Raw genomic sequence first — 21,582 nt, forward strand, 5'->3', positions numbered from 1 at the left:
GAGTCCTCCTCTCAGGCCGGCGTGCCGATGCGGACCGACGCGGTGCCGCAGGAGCCGAGGTAGGTGTGGGTGCGCTGCGCGATCGGCAGCGGTTGGTCCGGCGGGCAGGGGTACATGTCCTGCTCGACGATGGCGTAGACGTCGAGTCCCGCCTCCTCGACGGCCGCCAGCACCTCGGGCATCGACGGCACGCCGTAGGGCGGCTCGACCATGGCGCCGGCCTTGACCGCGTCCGGGAACGCCAGGTCCTCGGCCTCGACGCGGTCGATCACGGCCGGGTCGACCTGCTTGAGGTGCAGGTAGCCGATCCGCTCGGGGTACTTGCGGATGATCGCCACGTTGTCGCCGCGGTAGTACGACACGTGACCGGTGTCGAGGCAGAGGTTCACCCAGCGCGGGTCGGTCGACTCGACGAAGCGCTCGATCTCGGACTGGTAGCCGACGTGGGAGTCGGCGTGCGAGTGGAACTGCACCCGCAGGCCGTACTCCTCGAGCACACGGCGCCCGAGCTCGTCCATCCCGGTGGTGAGGCGGTCCCACCCGGCCGCGTCGAGGGTGGGCGACTCGAGGGGCGCTCCGGTCTTGTGGTCGCGCCACGGCTCGGGGATGACGACGAGGTGCTCGCCACCCACGGCCCGGGTCAGCGACGCGACCTCGGTGACCTGGTCCCACACGTGCTCGAAGCTGTCGGGCCTGTGCAGGTGCTCGAACACCGTGCCGGCGGACACGGTCAGGCCGTGGGCACGCAGGGTGTCGGCGAGCTCGGTCGGGTCGGTCGGCAGGTAACCGTAGGGCCCGAGCTCGATGACGTCGTAGCCGGCGGCGGCGACCTCGGCGAGGAAGCGGTCGGCCGGGGTCTGGTCGGGGTCGCTGGGGAACCAGACGCCCCACGAGTCGGGGGCGGAACCCACACGGATGGAGCTCACGAGGACACCTCTTCGCTGGGGTGGAGGAAGTTCTGCTGGGTGGACTTGGCGTCGTCGTAGGTCTTGCGGGCGCGCTGGGTCGACTCGAGGTGCGAGACCTCGGCGACCGGGACGTCCCACCACGAGCGGGAATCAGGGGCGGGCACCAGCGGGTCGGTCTCGACGTGGACGACGACGCTGGTCGTGGCGGCCTTGGCCTCGCGCAGGGCGGCGGCGAACTCGTCGGCGGTCCGGACGCGCAGGACCCGGACGCCGAGCGACTCCGCGTTCGCCGCGAGGTCGACGGGCAGCCGTTCGCCCTCCAGACGCCCGGAGTCCGACCGGTACCGGTAGCGGGTGCCGAACCGCTGCGAGCCGAGCTCCTCGCTCAGAGCGCCGATCGAGGCGTAGCCGTGGTTCTGCACGAGGACGGTGATGACCTTGACGCCCTCCTGGACCGCGGTCACCAGCTCGGTGGCCATCATCAGGTAGGAGCCGTCGCCGACCATGACGACGACGTCGCGGTCGGGACACGCCATCGCGACGCCGACACCGCCGGCCACCTCGTAGCCCATGCAGGAGTAGCCGTACTCGACGTGGTAGCCCTTCGGGTCCCGCGTCCGCCAGAGCTTGTGCAGGTCACCGGGCATGGACCCGGCCGCGCAGACCACGACGTCGCGCGGGTCGGTCAGCTCGTTGACCATCCCGATCACCGACGACTGGGTGAGCACGTCGTCCGACGGTCCCTCGGCGTACGCCCGGGCGACCGTGGCGTCCCACTCGGCGTCGAGCCGCTGGTACTCGGCCTCGAAGTCCGCGTCGACCCGGTGGTCCCTCAGGGCCGTGGTCAGCGCCTCGAGGGTCTCCCGCGCGTCGGCGACGACCCCGATCCCGGCGTGCTTCACCGCGTCCAGGCCCGCGACGTTGATGTTGACGAAGCGCACGTCCGGGTGCTGGAACGCCGTGCGGCTGGCGGTGGTGAAGTCGGAGTACCGCGTGCCGATGCCGATGACGACGTCGGCCTCGCGGGCGATCGCGTTGGCCGCGGTGGTGCCGGTCGACCCGATGGCGCCGAGGCACTGGGGGTGGTCGAAGGCGAGCGTCCCCTTCCCCGCCTGGCTCTGGCCGACGGGGATGCCGGTGGCCGCGCAGAACGCGGCGAGGGCCCCGGTCGCGCCGGAGTAGTGGACGCCCCCGCCGGCGACGACCAGCGGCCGGCGGGCCGACCGGATCGCCTCGGCGGCCCGCGCGAGCGCGGCCCGCTCGGGCAGCGGCCGCGCGACGTGCCACACCCGCTTCGCGAACAGCTCGACCGGCCAGTCGTGGGCCTGGGCCTGCACGTCCTGCGGGAAGCAGACCGTCACCGCGCCGGTCTCGGCCGGGTCGGTGAGCACCCGCATCGCCGAGAGCATCGCCGAGGGCAGCTGCTCGGGGCGCCAGACGCGGTCGAAGTAGCGCGATACGGGGCGGAAGCAGTCGTTGACGGTGACGTCGCCGGAGCCGGGCAGCTCGAGCTCCTGGAGCAGCGGCGACGCGGCGCGATCGGCAAAGGTGTCGGCCGGCAGCAGCAGCACCGGCAGCCGGTTGATCGTGGCCAGGGCGGCGCCGGTGACCATGTTGGTGGCACCCGGGCCGACGCTGGTGGACACGGCCCACGTCTGGAGGCGGTCCTTCATGCGGGTGTAGGCCGCGGCGGAGTGCACCATGGCTTGCTCGTTGCGCCCGAGGACGTAGGGCAGCAGCTCGGGCTCGGCGAGCTCGGCCTCGAGCAGCGCCTGCCCGATGCCGGCGACGTTGCCGTGGCCGAAGATGCCGAAGCAGCCGGCGAACAGCTTCTGCTCGACGGCGTCGCGCTCGGAGAACTGCGCGCCCAGGAAGCGCACGAGCGCCTGAGAGACGGTGAGGCGGACGGTGTCGCTCATGGGTGACCTGCCAGTCGCGGGTCGACCTCCTGGTCCGCCCACGTGGCGCGGACCCAGGCCTGGTCGGGGTGGTCGGTGATCTTCCAGGCGCGCTCGCCCGGGCCCGCCATGACGTTGAGGTAGTACATGTCGTGGCCCGGAGCGGCGGCGCACGGCCCGTGCCAGCCGTGCGGCACGAGCACGGTCTCGCGGTCGCGGACCTCGACGAGCACGTCGATGTCGCCCGCGTCCGAGGCGCTCGTGCGGTGGAAGCCGAGGCCGGGCTCGCCGTGTGGGCCGGGTGCGATCTCGTAGTAGTAGATCTCCTCGAGGGCCGACTCGGTCTCGGTCTCCTCGTCGTGCTTGTGGGCGGGGTAGCTCGACCAGTTCCCGCCCGGGGTGATGACCTCAACGGCGATGAGCGCGCCGGCCTCGAACACGCCAGCGGCGCCGAAGTTGCGCACCTGGCGGCTGCAGGAACCGGCGCCGCGGAGCTCCACCGGGACGTCGGCCTTCGCCACGTGGCGGAACGGCAGGACGGTGTCGGTCCGCGCACCGGTCAGCGCGACCCGGCAGCCGGCCTCGGACCGCAGCGTCGCGGTGCTGTGGATCGGGAGGTAGGCGACGTCGGTGGGGCCGGCGAAGACGTCGCGGCGGCCCTCCAGTCCGCACGCCTCGGCGCCCACCTCCACGTCGACGCCGCCGGTGAGCGGGACCACGATCATCTCCTCGCCGGCGGTGTCGAGACTGTGCTCGGCGCCGGCGGCGAGGCTGAGCACGCGCAGGCTCGAGTGGCTCCATCCGGCGACCTCGGGGGTGACCTCGAGGTCGTAGCCGTGGGTGGCGGCGCTCCCGGCCGGCAGGTGGAGCTCGGTGCGCAGGGCCGTGGTCACGACGCCACCCCCGCGCGCACCAGCGCGACGGCGGTGTCCACGGCGGCGGCGACGTCGCCGTCGGCGGGGTAGAGCAGCGCACGGCCGACGATGAGGCCGCGCACCGACGGCAGGGCCAGGGCGCGCTGCCACGAGGCGTAGGTGTCGTCCGGGGCGCCGGCGGGGTCGCCGCCCAGCAGCAGCGTCGGGAGGGTGGTCGCGTCCATGACGCGCTCCATCTCCTCCACCACGGGCAGCTTCATCCACGTGTAGGCGCTGGCCGTGCCGAGACCTTGGGCGATGTGGATCGACTTGACGACGGCCTCGGGCGAGAGGTCGTTGACGACCTTGCCCTCCACGCGGCGGGAGATGAAGGGCTCGACCATCGCGACGAGCTCGGCGCGGTTGAGACCGCTGACCGCGTCGGCGCAGGCCTGCAGGGTGGCGACGGTGCCCGGGTCGTCGAAGTCGATGCGGGTGAGCATCTTGGCGGCGTCGAAGCCGGCGTCGACGACGCCCTGCACGTCGTAGCCGGTCATCCGGTCGTCCATCTCGAAGCGCGCGCCGGCGAGGCCGCCGCGGTTCATCGACGCGACCACGACCTTGTCCTCCAGGGCCCCCATCAGCAGGAGGTCCTCGAGGATGTCGGCGGTGGCGAGCACGCCGTCCACGCCGGGACGCCCGAGCGCGGTGCGCAGCCGGTCGAGCAGCTCGGGACGGCTCGCCATCGCGTCGGCACGGCCGCGGGCGGAGAGCGCGCCACGCGCGGGGTGGTCCGCGGCGACGATCATCAGGCGGCCGTCGGCCGGCACGAAGGGGCGGCGGCGGCGGGTCGAGAGCAGCTTGCGCACCCGGCCGGGCTCGCGGGCACGGATGTCGGTGACGCCCTCGTAGGACGTGGCGAACTCGCTCACGAGGAGCCCTTCTCGAGGAGGTGGTCGATCTCGTCGGGGGTCGGCATGGCGGTGGAGCACTCAAGTCGGGAGGCGACGATCGCCCCGGCCGCGTTCGCGCGGTGCAGCACGGTCGCCAGCGGCCAGCCGGCGAGCAGGCCGTGGGCGAGCGAGCCGCCGAAGCTGTCGCCGGCACCGAGGCCGTTGAGCGGGGTCACCGGGATGGGCGGTGCTTCCACGCGCTCGCCGTCACGGGTCTTGCCGAGGACGCCGCGCGGGCCCTGCTTGACCACGGCGATCTGCACCCCGGCCTCGAGCAGGGCGTCCGCAGCGCGCTCGGGGTCGGTCTCCCCCACCGCGACCTCGCACTCCTCGCGGTTGCCGACCGCGACGGTGACCTGCCCGAGAACCTTCTGGACCTCGCCGGTGGCGGTGGCGGCGTCCGGCCAGAACATCGGGCGGTAGTCGAGATCGAGGACGGTGTGCTGCTTCTGCGCACGGGCGTCCAGCACGTCGTGGTGGGTCTGGCGGCTGGGCTCCTCGGACAGGCCGGTGACCGAGAGCCAGAGGAGGTCGGCGTCGCGGGCGGCGTCGAGGTCGACGTCGGCGGTGCGGACCTGCAGGTCGGGGGCGGTCGGGCGGCGGTAGAACCACAGCGGGAAGTCGTCCGGCGGGAAGATCTCGCAGAACGTCACCGGGGTGAGGTGGTGGGGGTCCGTGACCACGTGCGCGTCGTCGACCCCGAGCCGGCGGAGCTCACGGCGCACGTAGCGACCGAACGGGTCGTCGCCGACGCCGGTGATGATCGCCGAACGCCGACCCAGGCGGGCGGCCGCGACGGCGACGTTGGCCGTGGTGCCCCCGAGGAACTTGCCGAACGTCTCGACGTCCTCGAGGCCGACCCCTGTCTGCAACGGGTAGATGTCGACCCCGCTGCGCCCGAAGGTCAGGACCTCCGGCGCGCGGGGCGGCTGATCGGTGCTCATGGGGTGTCCTCGTCGACGGCTCGGCGGCGGGTAGCGGTGACGAGGACGTTAAGGAGCCACGAGGACCGACGTCAATACTTTGTCCAGACATAGAGTCATAGAGACCAACACGTCCACGTACCGCTACGGTGGACGCCATGACCGTCGCTTCGGGGCCCGTCGAGCTGGACGTCGACCTCGACCGCTCCAGTCCGGTGCCGCTGTACCACCAGCTCGCGATCGCCCTCGAGCAGGCGGTCCACGACGGCCGGCTGCGTCCCGGGGATCGGCTGGAGAACGAGCTGGCCATGACCACGCGGCTCGGCCTCGCCCGGCCCACCGCGCGCCAGGCCATCCAGGAGCTGGTCAAGAAGGGCATGCTCGTGCGCAAGCGCGGGGTGGGGACGCAGGTGGTCACCCCGCCGATCCGTCGCGCCGTGAAGTTGTCCAGCCTGCACGACGACCTGGCGCTCTCCGGACGGACGCCGTCGACGGCGCTGTTGGAGCGCGCCGGGGGCACCGCCGAGGAGCTCGGCGTCGACGACGCGGTGGACCTCACCGAACCGCTCACCCGCATCCGGCGACTGCGCATGGCCGACGGCGAGCCGCTGGCGATCATGACGAACTACCTGCCCGCCCGGTTCCGCCTCTCCGACGAGGACCTGGCCGAGCGCGGGCTCTACGCGGCGCTGCGCAGCCAGGGCGTCGTGTTCGCGATCGCCCACCAGACCATCGGCGCCCGGCTGGTGAGCACGGAGGAGGCGGAGCTGCTCGGCGAGGCCGAGCCCGCCGCGTGCGTGACAATGGAACGGCTCGTCTACGACGACACCGGCCGGTTCGTCGAGCTCGGCCGGCACATCTACCGTGCCTCCCACTACACGGTGCAGACCTCGCTCGTCGTGTGAGCCCGGGCCGCCGATCGATACGACAACGGAGCAGAGTGGGCGCGACGAACGACCGCGACGGGGCCAGCACGGAGCCCGACTGGGTGCGCCACGCCATCTGGTGGCACGTCTGCCCCCTCGGCTTCACCGGCGCCGAGCGTGCCCGCCCCGCCGACGAGCCCGTCGTCCACCGCCTCCCCCACCTCGAGCGGTGGCTCGACCACGCCCTCTCCCTGGGCGCCTCCGGGCTCGCCCTGGGCCCGGTCTTCGCGTCCGAGAGCCACGGCTACGACACCGTCGACCACTACCGCGTGGACCCGCGCCTCGGCGACGACGCCGACCTCGCAGCGCTGCTCGATGCCGCGTCTGCGCGCGGGATCCGGGTGCTCCTCGACGGCGTGTTCCACCACGTGGCGCGCAGCCACCCGGCCTTCCGCGCCGTGCTCGAGCAGGGCCCGACGGCACCGACCGCACGGTGGTTCCGGCTGCGCTGGCCTGTCCCGCCGCAGGAGTGGGTCCCGGGGATCGAGCCCGACTACGACGACTTCGAGGGCCACCACCACCTCGTCGCCCTCGACCACACCGAGCCGGCGGTGGTCGAGTACGTCGCCGACGTCATGAACCACTGGCTCGACCGCGGCGCTGCGGGTTGGCGACTCGACGCCGCCTACGCCGTCCCCACCGCCTTCTGGGCCGAGGTCAGCGACCGCGTCCGCGCCCGCCACCCCGATGCCTATCTCCTGGGCGAGGTCATCCACGGGGACTACGTACGCGCCGTGCGGGACGGGCACCTCGACACCATCACGCAGTACGAGCTCTGGAAGGCCGCCTGGAGCTCGCTCAACGACGAGAACTTCCACGAACTCGCCCACGCGCTCCGCCGTCACGACGCTCTGCTCGCCGACTTCGTGCCCTACACCTTCCTCGGCAACCACGACGTCACCCGCATCGCGAGCCGCCTCACCGACGACAGGCACCTCGCCCACGCCGTGGCGCTGCTCGCCACCGTCGGCGGGACCCCCGGCATCTACGCCGGCGACGAGCACGGGTACCGCGGCGTCAAGTACGACCGGGAGCACGGCGACGACGAGGTCCGCCCTGTCTTCCCCGACACCCCCGTGGACCTCTCCCCCGTCGGGCTACCCGTCTTCCACCTCCACCAGGAGCTCCTCGGGCTGCGCCGTCGCCTCCCCTGGCTGCACGCCGCCCGGACCGCCGTGCGGCACGTGACCGCGCGCCACCTCACCTACAGCTCGACGGGCGACGGACAGGAAATCCTCGTGGCCCTCTCCACCGACGACCAGCCCGCCGTCGTCCCGACACCCGGCGCCCGCGAGGTCCTGGCCGGCCAGGCTCGCCTCACAGAGCCCGGAACCCGCTCCTGCCACGCCGAGCTCGCACCACACGGCTGGGCCGTCCTCGGTACCTGATCGATCGCGACGCCATCGCCCGGGAGCAGCTCCCTCGCGACCTTAGTGAATCGCGGATGACAAAACCTTGAGGTGGTGTCCGTTTCGCGGCATCCTTCGATCGCCCCGTCAGAGCGGACGGGCTCGGCGAGGGGACGACACGTGTATCCAGGGGCCTTCAGCGCGACGACGCCCGACAAGGCGGCCGTGGTCATGTCCGACACCGGCGCGACGCTGACCTACGCGCAGCTCGAGGAGCGCTCGGTGCGCCTGTCGCGGGTGCTGTACGACTCGGGCCTGCGCCCGGGCGACGACGTGGCGCTGCTCGCCGAGAACGGCCTGCGCACCTACGAGGTCTTCTGGGCGGCCATGCGCAGCGGGCTCTACATCACCGCGGTGAACCACCACCTCAAGCCCGCAGAGGTCTCCTACATCGTGCGCGACTGCGGTGCGCGGGCCCTCATCGTCTCCACGGACCACGCCGAGACCGCCGTCGCGATCGTCGCCGACACCCCGGACGTGGCGCTCCGGCTCGCGTTCCCGGGCGCCGGCGCGGGTCCCGACCTCGCCGGTCACGACGACTACGACGCTGCTCTCGCCGGCGCGTCCGCCGAGCCCCTCGACGAGCAGCCCCGCGGCAAGGACATGCTCTACTCGTCGGGCACCACCGGTGTGCCCAAGGGAGTGAAGGCGCCGCTGCCCGGGGTGCCGGTCCAGCAGGGCGGCGAGCCCCTGCTGAACGTGTTCGGGCCGCTCTACGGCTTCGACGCCGACACCGTTTACCTCTGCCCCGCCCCGCTCTACCACGCGGCTCCCCTGCGGTTCGGCGGGCTGATCCACCAGGTCGGCGGCACCGTCGTGGTGATGCCGCGCTTCGAGCCCGTGGCCGCGCTCGCGGCGATCGAGCGGTTCGGGGTCACGCACAGCCAGTGGGTGCCGACGATGTTCGTGCGCATGCTCAAGCTCCCCGCCGCGCAGCGCACCGCGCACGACCTCTCCAGCCATCGGGTGGCGGTGCACGCGGCCGCGCCGTGCCCGGTGGAGGTCAAGCAGGCGATGATCGACTGGTGGGGGCCGATCCTGCAGGAGTACTACGCCGCCACCGAGGCCATCGGCATCACGGTCATCGACTCCGCCGCGTGGCAGCGCAAGCCGGGCTCGGTGGGCAAGGCCCTGCTCGGGGTGCTCCACGTGTGCGCCGAGGACGGGACCGAGCTCCCGACCGGCGAGGTGGGGCTCGTCTACTTCGAGCGCGAGGTGCTGCCCTTCGCCTACCACGGCGACCCCGAGAAGACGCGCCGCGCGCAGCACCCCGAGCACCCGAACTGGGGCACGACCGGAGACGTCGGCTACGTGGACGAGGAGGGCTACCTCTTCCTCACCGACCGGCAAGCCTTCATGATCATCTCAGGTGGGGTGAACATCTACCCGCAGGAGGTCGAGGACGCCCTGACCCTGCATCCCGCCGTCCTCGACCTCGCGGTGATCGGCATCCCTGACCCGGAGATGGGCGAGCAGGTCAAGGCCGTGGTGCGTCCGGCCGTGCCCGCCTCCCCCGACCTGGAGGCCGAACTGCTCGCCCACCTGCGCGAGCGCATCGCGCACTACAAGGTCCCCCGCAGCATCGACTTCGTCGACGACCTGCCACGCACGGAGACGGGCAAGCTGCAGAAGCACAAGCTGCGCGAGCGCTACCTCGGTCGTCAGCCCGCGTAGAGGTCGGCGTGCTGCGCCCGCAGCCGGTACTTGAGGACCTTGCCCCCGACCGTCTCGGGGAGCTCGTCGGCGAAGACGACGGCCTTCGGGGTCTCGTAGCCCCCGAGGCGGGTGCGGCAATGCGCGACGAGGTCGTCCTCGGTGACCTCCGCGCCGTCCGCCGGCACGACCACCGCGGTCACGGCCTCGCCCCAGCGCTCGTGCGGGAGGCCGATCACGGCCGCCCGCGCGACGCCCGGGTGCTCGTAGAGGACGGCCTCGACGCGCAGGCTGGAGACGTTCTCGCCGCCGGTCTTGACGATGTCCTTGATCCGGTCGACGGCGATGCGCAGGCCGTCCTCGTCGACGGCGGCGCTGTCCCCGGAGTGGAACCACCCGCCGCGGAAGGCCTCCCGGGTGGCGTCCTCGTTCTTGTAGTAGCCGGCGGTCATGATCGGGCTGCGGTACACCGCCTCCCCGGCGACACCGGGCTGGTCCCGGAGCGACACCCCGACCTCGTCGACGACGTCGGAGGCCAGCAGGGGGCTCGGCAGGCCCACGTAGTTGGTCGCCGGCGCGGTCCGCTCGTGGGTCTCGGGCCACTTGAACGGCCAGAAGCGGTGGCAGGCGATGGCTTCGGTCTGGCCAAAGATGCCCAGCACGACCAGATCCTCGCCGGCCTGGTCCAGCAGCGTCCGGTAGGTCCGGGGCGCGAGCGCGCCCCAGCCGTAGACGAGCACCCCGAGGCTGCTCACGTCGTGCCCGGCGGTCTCGACCTCCCCGACCAGCGCGGTCACGAACTGCGGGGATCCGGCCCAGAGAGCCGTCACCCGGTCCTCGGCCACCATCGCCGCGACCTGGTCCGGCACGGGACGGCGTCCGAGGACCAACGACCCTCCGGAGAGGAGCGCGGAGAGCGTGAAGATCAGGTCGCCGACGTGGTAGATGACCGGGAGGAACGTGCCGACGCGGAGGTCGCCCTCGAGACGGACCCCACGGCTCAGCGACAGCGCGAAGTTCATCGCGGCCAGGTAGCTGGAGGCATGGGACGTCAGCACGCCCTTGGGCATCGCGGTCGTGCCCGAGGTGAACAGCATTTCCCAGATGTCGTCGCCGTGGATCTCGACGTCCGGCTCATCGGTCGGCCGGTCCGCGACGAAGTCGGTGAACGACGGGCTACCGGCGACGGGGCCGCCGCCGATCGTGATGGTGGCGCCGACCGGGAGTGCGGCTCGCGTGAACGCCGCCTCCGCCCGGGGCCAGGTCTCGGCGTCCACGACCGCGAACGACGGCTCGGCGTGCCCGATGAGGTACGCGACGACGTCCTCGGCGAGGTTGGGGTTGAGCGGCATCGCCACCATGCCCGCCTTGGCGATGCCGATCTTGGTCAGGTACGCCTCCACCGAGTTCTCGCAGAACAGCAGCACCCGGTCGCCCGGGGCGAGACCCGCGGCTCGCAGGGCGTTCGCCACCTGGTTCGCGACCCGGTCAGCGTCGCGGTAGGTCAGCGACCGGAAGCGCTCGTCGGCGACGGCACCCGGCCGGCCGACGAGTGCCACCTTGTCGGGGTAGCTCCAGGTCAGGCGTTCGAAGACGTCGCCGACGGAGGTGCGTTCCCACCGCGCCACGGCCCGGCGGCCGCGCAGGGTCGTGACGTCGAACGTGGCGTTGTCGGTGTCCACGCGGGCCTCCCTGCCCTCGGGTGCGACCCGGAGCATCCCCAGCGACGCAGCGCCGGCGCAAGGAGTGGGTCAGCGGCCGTTCACTGAGAGAGGCGGTCGCTCAGCCCGAGGCACCGTCGGCCCATGTCCTCGAGCAGCTCGGTGAGCCGTTCGGCCGGGAGACCGCTGTGGTGGAACAGCACAGCCTGGGTGGTGCCGAGCGCGGCGTGCACCACGACGCGCAGCTCGGCGTCGGAGAGTTCCGGGCGCAGCGGCGCGAGCGCGATCACCCACTCCTCGATGTAGTGGCGCTGTGCGCGGCGCAGGCGACGCAGGTCCTCCTCGGGGAGGTGGTGTGCCTCGCGGTAGTACACCTGCAGCAGCCGCCGGTCCTCGATCGCGAAGCGCACGTGGGTCGCGACGAGGCGCTCGAGGGCCTCGCGGTCGTCGTGCACCTCGGCGACGACGGCGGCGGCCGACCGCTCCATCTCGTCCATGAGCCGCTCCAGCAGCGCCGAGAGCAGCGCGGACTTGCTGTCGAAGTGCCGGTAGATCCCGGAGCCGACGATGCCGGCCGCTGCGCCGATGTCGGCCATGCCGACCGCGTGGTAGCCGTGGCGGGCAACGAGGTCGGCGGCCGCGGCCAGGATGCGGTCCTTGCGGGCCGGGTCCCGCCGACGACGCGGCCGGACGGCTGTCCCCGGTCCGTCACCGCCGATCTCGGTCAACGCGACCGGCTCTTCGACCGTCGCTCCGTCGGGCGGCGCTGCCGCGTCCGCCGCTCGTGCTGCTCTCACGCCTCGTCCTCTCCGGCGCTGTGCAGGTCCTGACCAAGTCGACCGTCCGCAGACTAGCGGCTCCGGTGCCGTGGCGACCCCGCCACGCCTCTGGTCAGGTGGCCGGAGAGGCGCTACCGTCGCCGGTGAGTGAACGACGGATCACAACGCGCAGGGGTCAGTGTGGACTTCGTGGAGACCGACGAGCACCGTGATCTCCGAGCCGCGGTCGGACGGATCACCGCCCCCTTCGGCGGCGACTACTACGTCGACCACGCACGACGCGGCGAGGAGTGCACCGAGCTGTGGGAAGCGCTCGGCGACGCCGGCTACATCGGGGTGTCGGTCCCGGAGGCGTACGACGGCGGAGGTGGCGGGCTCGTCGAGCTCGCCATCGTCTGCGAGGAGACCGCCGCCCAGGGCGCCCCGATGCTCCTGCTGCTCGTGACGCACGCGATCTCGGCCGCCGTGATCGCCGAGTACGGCACCGAGGAGCAGCGCAAGGAGTGGCTCCCCGGCCTCGCGGGCGGCCGGGAGAAGGTGGTCTTCGCGATCACCGAGCCCGGGGCCGGCTCCAACACCCACCAGCTCGTCACCACGGCTGTCCGCGAGGGCGACGAATGGGTAATCCGCGGCGAGAAGTACTACATCTCCGGCGTCGACGAGGCCGAGGCACTCCTGCTCGTCGCCCGCACCGGTCGCGATCCCTCGGGCAACGCCCAGCTCTCGCTGTTCATCGTCCCGACTGATGCTCCCGGGCTGCAGCAGGTCCCGCTGCCGGTCGACGTGATGCTGCCGGAGAAGCAGTTCACGCTGCGCTTCGACGATGTCCGCGTCCCCGCCTCGGCGCTGGTCGGGGACGAGGGGCAGGGCTTCCGCCAGGTCTTCCACGGGCTCAACCCCGAGCGCATCACCGGCGCCGCCCTCTGCGTCGGCATCGCGCGCTACGCCCTCGCGAAGGCAGCCCGCTACGCCAACGAACGCGAGGTCTGGGGCCGCCCGATCGGCGCGCACCAGGGCGTGGCGCACCCGCTCGCCAAGGCACGGATCGAGACCGAGCTGGCGGCACTGATGACGCGCAAGGCCGCGTGGCTGCACGACCAGGGGCTCCCCGCGGGCGAGGAGTCCAACATGGCGAAGTACGCCGCGGCCGAGGCCGCCATCGCCGCCGTCGACGCCGCGATGCAGACCCACGGCGGCAACGGGGTGTCCCAGGAGTTCGGGCTCCTCCCGTACTGGGGCCTCGCCCGCCTGCTCCGGATCGCTCCCGTGAACCGGGAGATGATCCTCAACCACGTCGCCCAGCACGGCCTGGGCCTGCCCCGGTCCTACTGAGAGGAGCGGCGATGGAGCTGCAGCGCAACCTGGCCCAGCGGATCAACGTGGGGGACGCCCTCACCCGCTCGGCCGCCGCCCGTCCCGACCACCTCGCGCTCGTCGACTCCGGGGCGAGCGGAGCGACGGGAGAGACCACCGAGAAGCGGCTGACCTACGCGCAGTTCGACGCGTGGGTGAACCGCCTGGCCCACGGGTTGCTCGCCCGCGGCTACGCCGTCGGCGACGCGCTCGCCCTCGCCAGCGGGAACAGCGCCGAGTTCCTGGCGGTCTACTACGCGTGCGCCAAGACGGGCGTGGTCTGCGTCCCGATCAACCTCGGCTGGCGGCCCGACGAGGTGGCCTACGTGCTGCGGCACTCGCAGGCCCGCGGCCTCGTGGTCGAGAGCCAGCTGGCCGCGACGATGGCCGAGGCCACGGCCCAGGTCCCGACCGTCACCGACGTCGTCGTCGCTCCGGGCACCGGCACCGTCGAGCCGGGTGCGATCACCCTCGACGACCTGACCGTGGACGACCACTCCCCGCCCGAAGTCGCGATCGACGACCGCGCCCCGCTCTCGTACCTCTACACCTCGGGCACCACGTCGTTCCCCAAGGGCGTCGTCGGGACCCACCTCGCGATCCACCTGGAGTCGATGTCCGCCGCCCTGGATTCGAGCTGGCGAGCCGACGACAGGTTCATCGCGATGATGCCGATGTTCCACACCGCGCAGCTCAACGCGTTCTGCACGCCGGCCGTCATCGTCGGCGCGACCATCCACGTGCAGCGCGGGTTCGACCCGGCGCGGTTCCTCGACACGATCGAACGCGAACGCATCACCCAGGTGTTCGGACTGCCCATGATGTACCGGGCCGCGCTGGAGCACCTCGACTTCGACCAGCGCGACCTGGGATCGCTGCGCCGCGCGGTGTACGCGATGGCGCCGATGCCCGAGGCGCAGATCAAGGCCTGCCTCGACGGCTTCGGGTGCGACTTCGCGCTGCTCTTCGGCCAGACCGAGATGTCCCCGATCACCACGCTCTTCCGCCCCGAGCACCAGCTCTCCCATGTCGGGGCGGTGGGCACACCGCTCACGGGGGTGCAGGTCGGGATCATGAGCCCGGACGGAGAGCTGCTGCCGGCCGGCGAGCAGGGGGAGATCGTCTACCGGGGCCCGTCGACGATGCAGGAGTACCTCCACGACGAGACGGCCACCGAGACCGCCTTCGCGCACGGGTGGTTCCACTCCGGCGACGTCGGGTTCTTCGGCGAGGACGGCGTGCTCTGGTTCGCCGACCGCCGCAAGGACGTCATCAAGACCGGCGGGGAGAACGTCGCCTCCATCGAGGTCGAGCGCGCCGTGTACGACGCCGAGCCGGGTGTCGCCGAGGTCGTCGTGGTCGGGCTCCCCCACGCCCGGTGGAGCGAGGCCATCACCGCGGTCGTCGTCCCGAAGCCCGGCGCGACCGTCGATCCCGAGGCGCTGGTGCGGGCGCTCAAGGACCGCCTCGACGGCTACAAGGTCCCGAAGGCCGTCATCGTCACCGACGGGCTGCCGAAGACCTCCACCGGGAAGATCCAGAAGAACGTCGTCCGGGACCTCCACACCGACCACTACGGAGGCCGCTGACGATGGCCGTCCTGAAGTCCCTGCTCGACACCTCCTCCGAGTCCTACGTCAGCAACCGCAAGACCCAGCTGGAGCTCGCCGCGACCCTCGACGAGCAGCTCGAGCTCGTCGTCGCCGGCGGTGGGGAGCGGTACATGCAGCGCCACCGCGACCGGGGGAAGCTCCCGGTGCGCGAGCGGCTCGCGCTGCTGCTCGACCCCGACTCCCCCTTCCTCGAGCTCTCGCCCCTCGCGGCCTGGGGCACCGACTTCACCGTCGGCGCCTCGGTGCTCACCGGGATCGGCGTGGTCGCCGGAGTCGAGTGCCTCGTCATCGGCCACGACCCGACGGTGCGCGGCGGGGCGATGAACCCCTACTCGCTGCGCAAGACGCTGCGGGCTCTCGAGATCGCCCGGACCAACCGCCTGCCGGTGATCAACCTCGTCGAGTCCGGCGGCGCGGACCTGCCCACCCAGGCCGATCTGTTCGTCCCCGCCGGCCGAATCTTCCACGAGCTCACCGAGCTCTCCTCGATGGCGATCCCGACGATCGCGCTGGTGTTCGGCAACTCCACCGCGGGCGGCGCGTACGTCCCGGGGATGTGCGACTACGCCGTGCTCGTCGACCGTCAGGCCAAGGTGTTCCTCGGAGGGCCACCGCTGGTGAAGATGGCGACCGGGGAGACCGCCGACGACGAGTCCCTCGGCGGTGCCGAGATGCACTCCCGGGTCTCGGGACTCTCGGACTACTTCGCGGCCGACGAACGCGACGCCATCCGGCTCGGGCGCGAGATCGTGTCGCGGTTCCACTGGCGCAAGCTCGGCCCGCCGCCGTCACCGCACGCCCCGCCACCCCGGTACGACCCCGAGGAGATCCTCGGCATCCTCCCGCCGGACCCGAAGGTCCCGTTCGACCCACGCGAGGTCCTGGCGCGCACCGTCGACGGCTCGGAGTTCGACGAGTACAAGCCGCTCTACGGCACCTCGATCGTCACCGGGTGGGCGAACATCCACGGCTTTCCCGTCGGGATCCTCGCCAACCACCGCGGGGTCCTGTTCAGCGAGGAGGCCAAGAAGGCCAGCGAGTTCATCCTGCTCGCCAACCAGACCGACACCCCGCTGGTCTTCCTGCAGAACACCACCGGCTACATGGTCGGCACCGACTACGAGCAGGGCGGGATCATCAAGGACGGCGCCAAGATGATCAACGCGGTGACCAACAGCGGGGTCCCGCACCTGACCATCAACATGGCGTCCTCGTTCGGCGCCGGCAACTACGGGATGTCCGGCCGCGCCTACGACCCGCGGCTCATGTTCGCCTGGCCCGGCGCGAAGCTCGCCGTCATGGGCGCGGCGCAGCTCGCCGGCGTGATGTCGATCGTCGGGCGGGCGTCGGCGGAATCGCAGGGCAAGTCCTTCGACGAGGAGGCGGACGCCGAGCGCACCCGCACGATCGAGGCGCAGATCGAGGCGGAGTCGCACAGCTTCTACATCTCGGGGCGGCTCTACGACGACGGCATCGTCGACCCCCGCGACACCCGCTCCGTGCTCGGCATGTCGCTCTCGGCCGTGCACTCGAACACCGTCGCCGGCCGCCGTGGCTTCGGCGTCTTCCGGATGTGACCACCCCATGACCCAGAGACACAGCATCGAGAAGCTCCTGGTCGCCAACCGCGGCGAGATCGCGGCCCGCGTGATGCGCACCGCGCACGCGCTCGGCATCGGCACCGTCGCGGTGTACTCCGATCCCGACGCCGACGCGCCGTTCGTCGCCCTCGCCGACGAGGCGGTGCGCCTGCCCGGCGCGACGCCGACGGAGACGTACCTGCGGGGCGACCTCGTCATCGCCGCCGCGCGGGCGACGGGCGCCGACGCCGTGCACCCCGGCTACGGGTTCCTCTCCGAGAACGCCGGCTTCGCCCGCGACTGCGTCGCCGCCGGGATCACGTTCGTCGGACCCACCCCGGACGCCATCGCCTCGATGGGGTCGAAGCTCGAGGCCAAGGCGCTCATGGAGGCCGCCGGCGTGCCGGTGCTGCCCGGCGCGACCGTGACCGACGAGACCGACCTCGGTGCCGTGGCCGAGAAGATCGGCTTCCCGGTGCTGGTCAAGGCCGCCTTCGGCGGCGGCGGGCGCGGGATGCGGATCGTGCGGGCCGCCGCCGACCTCGCCGACGCCGTCGACGGGGCCCGCCGCGAGGCCGCGTCGGCGTTCGGCGACGGCACGGTGTTCCTCGAGCGGTTCGTGGAGGACCCGCGCCACGTCGAGGTGCAGATCGTCGGCGACGCGCAGGGCGAGGTGGTCCACCTCTTCGAGCGCGAGTGCTCGATCCAGCGCCGCTACCAGAAGATCGTGGAGGAGAGCCCCTCCCCGGCGGTCGACGAGACGTTGCGCGCCGAGCTCGGCGCTGCCGCTGTCGCCGCGGGCAAGGCCATCGGCTACACCGGCGCCGGCACCGTCGAGTTCGTCCTGGACCAGGCCGGTGCGTTCTTCTTCCTCGAGGTCAACACCCGCCTCCAGGTCGAGCACCCGGTGACGGAGCTGGTGACCGGGCTCGACCTGGTGGCGCTGCAGCTGCGGGTCGCCGAGGGGCACCCGCTGCCGGCCGACGTGACGGGCGCGCGGATCGACGGGCACGCGATCGAGGTCCGGCTCTACGCCGAGGACGTGGCCGCGGGCTACCTCCCCGCGACGGGCACGCTGCACCGCTTCGCGATCCCTGCCCTGGCCGGCGTGCGCGTCGACGCCGGCGTCACCGACGGCTCCGTCGTGAGCCCGCACTACGACCCGATGCTCGCCAAGGTCATCGCCCACGGGGCCACCCGCGCCGAGGCAGCCCGCGTCCTCGCCCGGGCGCTGGCACGCGCCGGCATCCACGGCGTGACCACCAACCGTGACCTGCTCGTCGGCATCCTGCGTGACGAGGAGTTCCTCGCCGGCCGCACCGACACCGGGTATCTGCCCCGCCACCCCGAGCTGGTCCGGCCCGACGTCTCCGCGGGCGAGCGGGTCCGCGCAGCCGCGGCCGCGATCGCGTTCCAGGCAGAGCACCGCCGCGAGGCCCCCGTGCTCGGCGGGTTGCCGTCGGGGTGGCGCAACGTGGGTGGACCCCCACAGATCGTCGGCTTCGAGGTCGGCGAGCGCACGCTGGAGGTCGCCTACGCGTTCCGGCGCTCCGGGCTGGAGGTCGCGGTCGACGGCGAGCCGCTCGCCGTCGACCTGGTCGCGGCATCGCCGGACGCGGTGACGCTGCTGGTCGACGGGGTGCGGCGCGACTACCGGGTGCACCGCGCCGACGGCGCAACCTTCGTCGACGGGCCCGACGGCTCCAGCGCGTTCTGCGACGTGCCCCGCTTCGCCGACCCGAACGCCGTCGCGCACGCCGGGTCGCTGCTCGCCCCCATGCCCGGGACGGTGCTGCGGGTCCTCGCCGCGACCGGCGACGACGTGACCGCAGGTGCTGCCCTGGTCGTGCTCGAGGCGATGAAGATGGAGCACACGGTCGCCGCGCCCGTCGACGGCGTCGTCACCGAACTGCACGTCTCGCCCGGCGACCAGGTCGAGACCCGCCAGGTCCTCGCCGTCGTGGAGGAGCCGGCGTGACCGGCGTCGTCGACGAGGCGACCGGGACGACTGTGGACGCGCTGTTCCGCCGCGCGTTCCGGGTCTTCGCCGAGCGCGTCGCCGTCACCTCGGACCAGCCGGGCGAGGCGCCGTGGACCTACCGGGAGCTGGGCGAGCGCACCGACCGGCTCGCGGCGGGGCTGCACGCCACCGGGCTGCGGCGGGGCGACCGGCTGGCCGTGCTCTCGGAGACCCGGCCGGAGTACGTCGAGCTCTACACCGCGGCCGCGCGCCTCGGCGTCGCGCTCATCACCCTCAACGTGCGCCTGCACCCCGACGAGCTCGCGGAGATCGTCACGAGCGCGGCGCCCGCCGCCCTGGTCACCTCGGGGACGTTCGCGCCGAGCGCCCAGGCCGTCCGCGGCCGCGCGGCGTCGGTCGCGGCCTGGTACTGCCTGGACAGCACCCCCGGCTTCACCGAGCTGCCCCGACCCGACGGACCAGTCCCGGGACCGGCCGCCCGGCCCGACGATCTCCACGTCGTGCTCTACACCTCGGGCACCACGGGTCCACCCAAGGGCGCGATGATCACTCAGCAGGCCGCGGCGGTCCGCGGCCTCCGGCTGGCGCAGTGGTTCGGGCTGACCCCCGACGACGGGTTCATCGGCTGGCTCCCGATGTTCCACTGCGCGGGCGACGAATCGCTCTACGGGACGCTGCTGACCGGTGGGCGATTCGCCTGCCTGCGCCGGGCGGACCCCATCCACATCCTCGACCTCGTCGAACGGGACCGGCTGAGCTGGACGCTGCTGCTCCCGGGCGTGATCACCGACGTGCTCGCCGAGCCCGTCGGCGAGCGGGACCTGAGCTCGTTCCGGTTCGCGATCGGCTACGCGAACATGATGCCGACGGTGGTTGAGAAGCTCACGGCCAAGTACGGCATCCGCTTCTGCGACGCCTTCGGCCAGACCGAGACCAGCTACGTCCTCGCCCACGGGTTCTCCGGTCCCGGCGAGACGCCGCACCTGCACAAGACCCCGACCCCCCTGGTGGACCTCCGGATCGTCGACCCGGAAATGACCGACGTCGAGGACGGGACGCCGGGCGAGTGCGTCGTGCGCGGGCCCGGCCTGATGGCGGGCTACCTGGACGACCCGAAGGCCACCGACGAGGCGTTCCGCGGCGGCTGGCTGCACACGGGCGACGTCCTGCGGCGGAACGAGGACGGCACGCTCTCCTTCGTCGACCGCGTCAAGTACCTGATCAAGACGGGCGGGGAGAACGTCTACCCGGCCGAGGTCGAGCACGCGATCAGCGGGCTCCACGGGGTGCAGGAGGTCTGCGCGTACGGCGTCCCGGACGAGCGGTGGGGCGAGACGGTGAAGGTCGCGGTCGTGCGCGCACCCGATGGCGGCGTCACCGCGGAGGAGATCGTGGCCCGGTGCCGGGAGCGGCTCGCCGGCTACAAGTGCCCCCGCTACGTGCAGTTCCTCGACGCTGCCGACCTGCCCCGCAGCACCACCGGCAAGCTGCAGCGCCACGTCCTCGCCGCCCGCGGTGCCGAGCCCTCGGAGCGGGTGCGGTGAGCGGCGCGGGTGAGATCGCCATCTCGGACCGCGGGCCGGTGCGGATCCTCGCGCTCGACCGGCCGTCGCGGCGCAACGCCATGAGCACCGCCACCGCCGAGGCCCTGGAGCTCGCGCTGCGCGCGGCGGCCGACGACGACGGCGTCCGGGCCGTCGTCCTCACCGGGGTCGGCGGGCACTTCTCGGCCGGCGGGGACGCCGAGGCGATCCTCGAGCACATCGCCGGCGACGACCCGGGGCTGCTCGCCCTGCTGCGGGCGTTCCACCGGCTCGTGGTCGAGATCTGGGAGTCCCCGTTGCCCGTGGTCGCCGCGGTGTCCGGCATCGCCTACGGCGGTGGACTGAACCTGGCACTGGCCTGCGACCTCGTCGTCATGAGCGAGGACGCACGGCTTTGCGAGATCTTCGTGCGTCGCGGCGTCGTCCCCGACGTCGGCGGGGCCTGGCTGCTCCCCCGGCTCGTCGGCATGCAGCGGGCCAAGGAGCTCATGCTCCTCGCGCCGGAGATCGACGCCCGCCACGCCGAGCGACTGGGCCTGGCCAACGCCGTCGAACCCGACGCCGACGCGGCGCTGGAGCGCGCCGTAGCGCTCGCCGAGCAGCTCGCCGCGCTCCCGCCCTACACCGTCGCGCTGTCGAAGAAGCTGATCAACCACTCCAGCGGCGACGACCTCCGTGGCTCGCTGGAACGTGAAGCCGTCACACAGTCCGCCGCCCTGCGCTCCCGTGCCGCGGGCGAGCAGTTCGAGGCCTTCCGGAAGGGAGCCCGGGGATGACCACGACCGAGGTCGTGACCTACGAGGTCGTCGACGGCGTCGCCTGGATGACGATCAACCGCCCGGACGCGCGGAACGCGCTCCGCAAGGACGTCCGGGACGGGCTGTGGGAGGGCACGCGACGGTTCGTCGCCGACGACACCGCGGCGGTCCTCGTCCTCACCGGCGCCGGCGAGAAGGCGTTCTGCGCGGGCGGCGACCTCAAGGAGATGGCCGACACCGCGCTGGAGATCCCGCCGCCGGACTTCCTGCCGCAGTTCGGCCGCAACATCGACGTGCCCAAGCCGACCATCGCCGCGGTCAACGGCGTCGCCTACGCCGGCGGCTTCCTGCTCGCCCAGCAGTGCGACCTCGTGGTGGCCGCCGAGCACGCCCGCTTCGCGGTGTCCGAGGTCAAGGTCGGGCGAGGTTCGCCGTGGGCGGCACCGCTGTCGTGGCTCGTCCCGCCGCGGGTGGCGCTGGAGATCCTGCTGACCGGCGATCCCCTCGACGCGACCCGGGCCTGCGAGGTCGGGCTGGTCAACCACGTGGTCCCGGCGGACGACCTGCGCACCCGCACGCAGGAACTGGCACGGACGATCGCGGCGAACGCCCCGCTCTCGGTCCGGGCCGGCAAGCAGACGGCGTACCTCTCGGCGCAGCACTCGCTGGCGGAGGCCTACGAACGGGCCGAGGAAATCTGGGCACCGGTGTACCGGTCAGCCGACGCCCAGGAGGGCCCCGCGGCGTTCCGCGACAAGCGCACACCGGTCTGGACGGGGAGGTAGCACC

Annotated in this window: 17 protein-coding genes; 10 read left to right on the forward strand and 7 right to left on the reverse strand. The window is 72.5% G+C overall.

Features of this window, described 5'->3' with window-relative positions:
• Window positions 1-11: 11 nt before the first annotated feature.
• From ACQPX6_RS17295 to iolC, 5 genes are read right to left on the reverse strand one after another with little or no spacing between them, the layout of a single operon-like run.
• On the reverse strand, window positions 12-926 hold the full coding sequence (locus ACQPX6_RS17295) for a sugar phosphate isomerase/epimerase family protein (RefSeq protein ID WP_433781523.1): 915 nt from the start codon (window positions 924-926) through the stop codon (window positions 12-14).
• Window positions 923-2,827, reverse strand: a complete 1,905-nt coding sequence (iolD, locus tag ACQPX6_RS17300) for a 3D-(3,5/4)-trihydroxycyclohexane-1,2-dione acylhydrolase (decyclizing) (RefSeq protein WP_433781524.1) — start codon at window positions 2,825-2,827, stop codon at window positions 923-925. Before iolD ends, ACQPX6_RS17295 begins: the two co-directional genes overlap by 4 nt.
• Complete coding sequence (iolB, locus tag ACQPX6_RS17305; protein WP_433781525.1) at window positions 2,824-3,699, reverse strand: 5-deoxy-glucuronate isomerase; 876 nt, start codon at window positions 3,697-3,699, stop codon at window positions 2,824-2,826. The genes iolD and iolB overlap by 4 nt, the downstream gene beginning before the upstream one ends.
• Window positions 3,696-4,592 (reverse strand): Cgl0159 family (beta/alpha)8-fold protein, encoded by an 897-nt coding sequence (locus ACQPX6_RS17310; protein WP_433781526.1) that lies wholly within the window; start codon window positions 4,590-4,592, stop codon window positions 3,696-3,698. The genes iolB and ACQPX6_RS17310 overlap by 4 nt, the downstream gene beginning before the upstream one ends.
• Window positions 4,589-5,557 (reverse strand): 5-dehydro-2-deoxygluconokinase, encoded by a 969-nt coding sequence (iolC, locus tag ACQPX6_RS17315; protein WP_433781528.1) that lies wholly within the window; start codon window positions 5,555-5,557, stop codon window positions 4,589-4,591. The genes ACQPX6_RS17310 and iolC overlap by 4 nt, the downstream gene beginning before the upstream one ends.
• Before the next feature lie 137 nt (window positions 5,558-5,694).
• Here iolC and ACQPX6_RS17320 point away from each other — a divergent pair, with 137 nt between their 5' ends.
• The 3 genes from ACQPX6_RS17320 to ACQPX6_RS17330 all read left to right on the forward strand — a co-directional run bounded on the left by ACQPX6_RS17320 (window position 5,695) and on the right by ACQPX6_RS17330 (window position 9,545).
• On the forward strand, window positions 5,695-6,441 hold the full coding sequence (locus ACQPX6_RS17320; protein WP_433781529.1) for a GntR family transcriptional regulator: 747 nt from the start codon (window positions 5,695-5,697) through the stop codon (window positions 6,439-6,441).
• A gap of 35 nt (window positions 6,442-6,476) precedes the next feature.
• The gene (locus ACQPX6_RS17325) at window positions 6,477-7,850 is read left to right on the forward strand and encodes an alpha-amylase family glycosyl hydrolase (RefSeq protein WP_433781530.1); all 1,374 of its coding nucleotides are present in this window, start codon (window positions 6,477-6,479) and stop codon (window positions 7,848-7,850) included.
• Window positions 7,851-7,991: 141 nt separating this feature from the next.
• Entirely contained in the window at window positions 7,992-9,545 is a 1,554-nt protein-coding gene (locus ACQPX6_RS17330; RefSeq protein ID WP_433781532.1) for an acyl-CoA synthetase, read from the forward strand.
• Here the strand turns inward: ACQPX6_RS17330 and ACQPX6_RS17335 are convergent.
• Together ACQPX6_RS17335 and ACQPX6_RS17340 are read right to left on the reverse strand one after the other, a co-directional pair.
• Window positions 9,533-11,206 carry an AMP-binding protein gene (locus ACQPX6_RS17335; protein ID WP_433781533.1) on the reverse strand — a complete coding sequence of 558 codons (1,674 nt, stop codon included), beginning with the start codon at window positions 11,204-11,206 and terminating at the stop codon, window positions 9,533-9,535. The genes ACQPX6_RS17330 and ACQPX6_RS17335 overlap by 13 nt on opposite strands.
• Window positions 11,207-11,286: 80 nt before the next feature.
• Window positions 11,287-11,982: a TetR/AcrR family transcriptional regulator gene (locus ACQPX6_RS17340; protein WP_433781534.1), complete on the reverse strand. Its 696-nt coding sequence runs from the start codon at window positions 11,980-11,982 to the stop codon at window positions 11,287-11,289.
• A gap of 162 nt (window positions 11,983-12,144) precedes the next feature.
• Between ACQPX6_RS17340 and ACQPX6_RS17345 the strand changes: the two genes are divergently transcribed.
• Genes ACQPX6_RS17345 through ACQPX6_RS17375 form a run of 7 tightly spaced genes read left to right on the forward strand, consistent with a single transcriptional unit; the run spans window position 12,145 to window position 21,578 of the window.
• Window positions 12,145-13,296, forward strand: coding sequence for an acyl-CoA dehydrogenase family protein (locus tag ACQPX6_RS17345; RefSeq protein WP_433781535.1), 1,152 nt, complete (start codon window positions 12,145-12,147; stop codon window positions 13,294-13,296).
• Between the two features lie 11 nt (window positions 13,297-13,307).
• Window positions 13,308-14,906, forward strand: coding sequence for an AMP-binding protein (locus ACQPX6_RS17350; protein ID WP_433781537.1), 1,599 nt, complete (start codon window positions 13,308-13,310; stop codon window positions 14,904-14,906).
• 2 nt (window positions 14,907-14,908) lie between these two features.
• Window positions 14,909-16,507, forward strand: a complete 1,599-nt coding sequence (locus ACQPX6_RS17355) for an acyl-CoA carboxylase subunit beta (RefSeq protein WP_433781539.1) — start codon at window positions 14,909-14,911, stop codon at window positions 16,505-16,507.
• A 7-nt stretch (window positions 16,508-16,514) separates the two neighbouring features.
• Window positions 16,515-18,488: a biotin carboxylase N-terminal domain-containing protein gene (locus ACQPX6_RS17360; protein WP_433781540.1), complete on the forward strand. Its 1,974-nt coding sequence runs from the start codon at window positions 16,515-16,517 to the stop codon at window positions 18,486-18,488.
• A complete protein-coding gene (locus ACQPX6_RS17365) occupies window positions 18,485-20,035 on the forward strand; it encodes a class I adenylate-forming enzyme family protein (protein WP_433781541.1) in 1,551 nt (516 codons plus the stop codon). Before ACQPX6_RS17360 ends, ACQPX6_RS17365 begins: the two co-directional genes overlap by 4 nt.
• Complete coding sequence (locus tag ACQPX6_RS17370; protein ID WP_433781542.1) at window positions 20,032-20,811, forward strand: enoyl-CoA hydratase/isomerase family protein; 780 nt, start codon at window positions 20,032-20,034, stop codon at window positions 20,809-20,811. Before ACQPX6_RS17365 ends, ACQPX6_RS17370 begins: the two co-directional genes overlap by 4 nt.
• Window positions 20,808-21,578, forward strand: a complete 771-nt coding sequence (locus tag ACQPX6_RS17375; protein ID WP_433781543.1) for an enoyl-CoA hydratase/isomerase family protein — start codon at window positions 20,808-20,810, stop codon at window positions 21,576-21,578. The genes ACQPX6_RS17370 and ACQPX6_RS17375 overlap by 4 nt, the downstream gene beginning before the upstream one ends.
• Window positions 21,579-21,582 lie beyond the last annotated feature (4 nt).

The organism is Actinomycetospora sp. CA-101289, assembly GCF_050955895.1.
GTDB lineage: Bacteria > Actinomycetota > Actinomycetes > Mycobacteriales > Pseudonocardiaceae > Actinomycetospora.

Coding starts and splice junctions, on each gene's coding strand:
- iolD (WP_433781524.1), bottom strand. CDS start 2,827: ATGAGCGACACCGTCCGCCTCACCGTCTCTCAGGCGCTCGTGCGCTTC.
- iolC (WP_433781528.1), bottom strand. CDS start 5,557: ATGAGCACCGATCAGCCGCCCCGCGCGCCGGAGGTCCTGACCTTCGGG.
- ACQPX6_RS17320 (WP_433781529.1), top strand. CDS start 5,695: ATGACCGTCGCTTCGGGGCCCGTCGAGCTGGACGTCGACCTCGACCGC.
- ACQPX6_RS17350 (WP_433781537.1), top strand. CDS start 13,308: ATGGAGCTGCAGCGCAACCTGGCCCAGCGGATCAACGTGGGGGACGCC.
- ACQPX6_RS17355 (WP_433781539.1), top strand. CDS start 14,909: ATGGCCGTCCTGAAGTCCCTGCTCGACACCTCCTCCGAGTCCTACGTC.
- ACQPX6_RS17360 (WP_433781540.1), top strand. CDS start 16,515: ATGACCCAGAGACACAGCATCGAGAAGCTCCTGGTCGCCAACCGCGGC.
- ACQPX6_RS17375 (WP_433781543.1), top strand. CDS start 20,808: ATGACCACGACCGAGGTCGTGACCTACGAGGTCGTCGACGGCGTCGCC.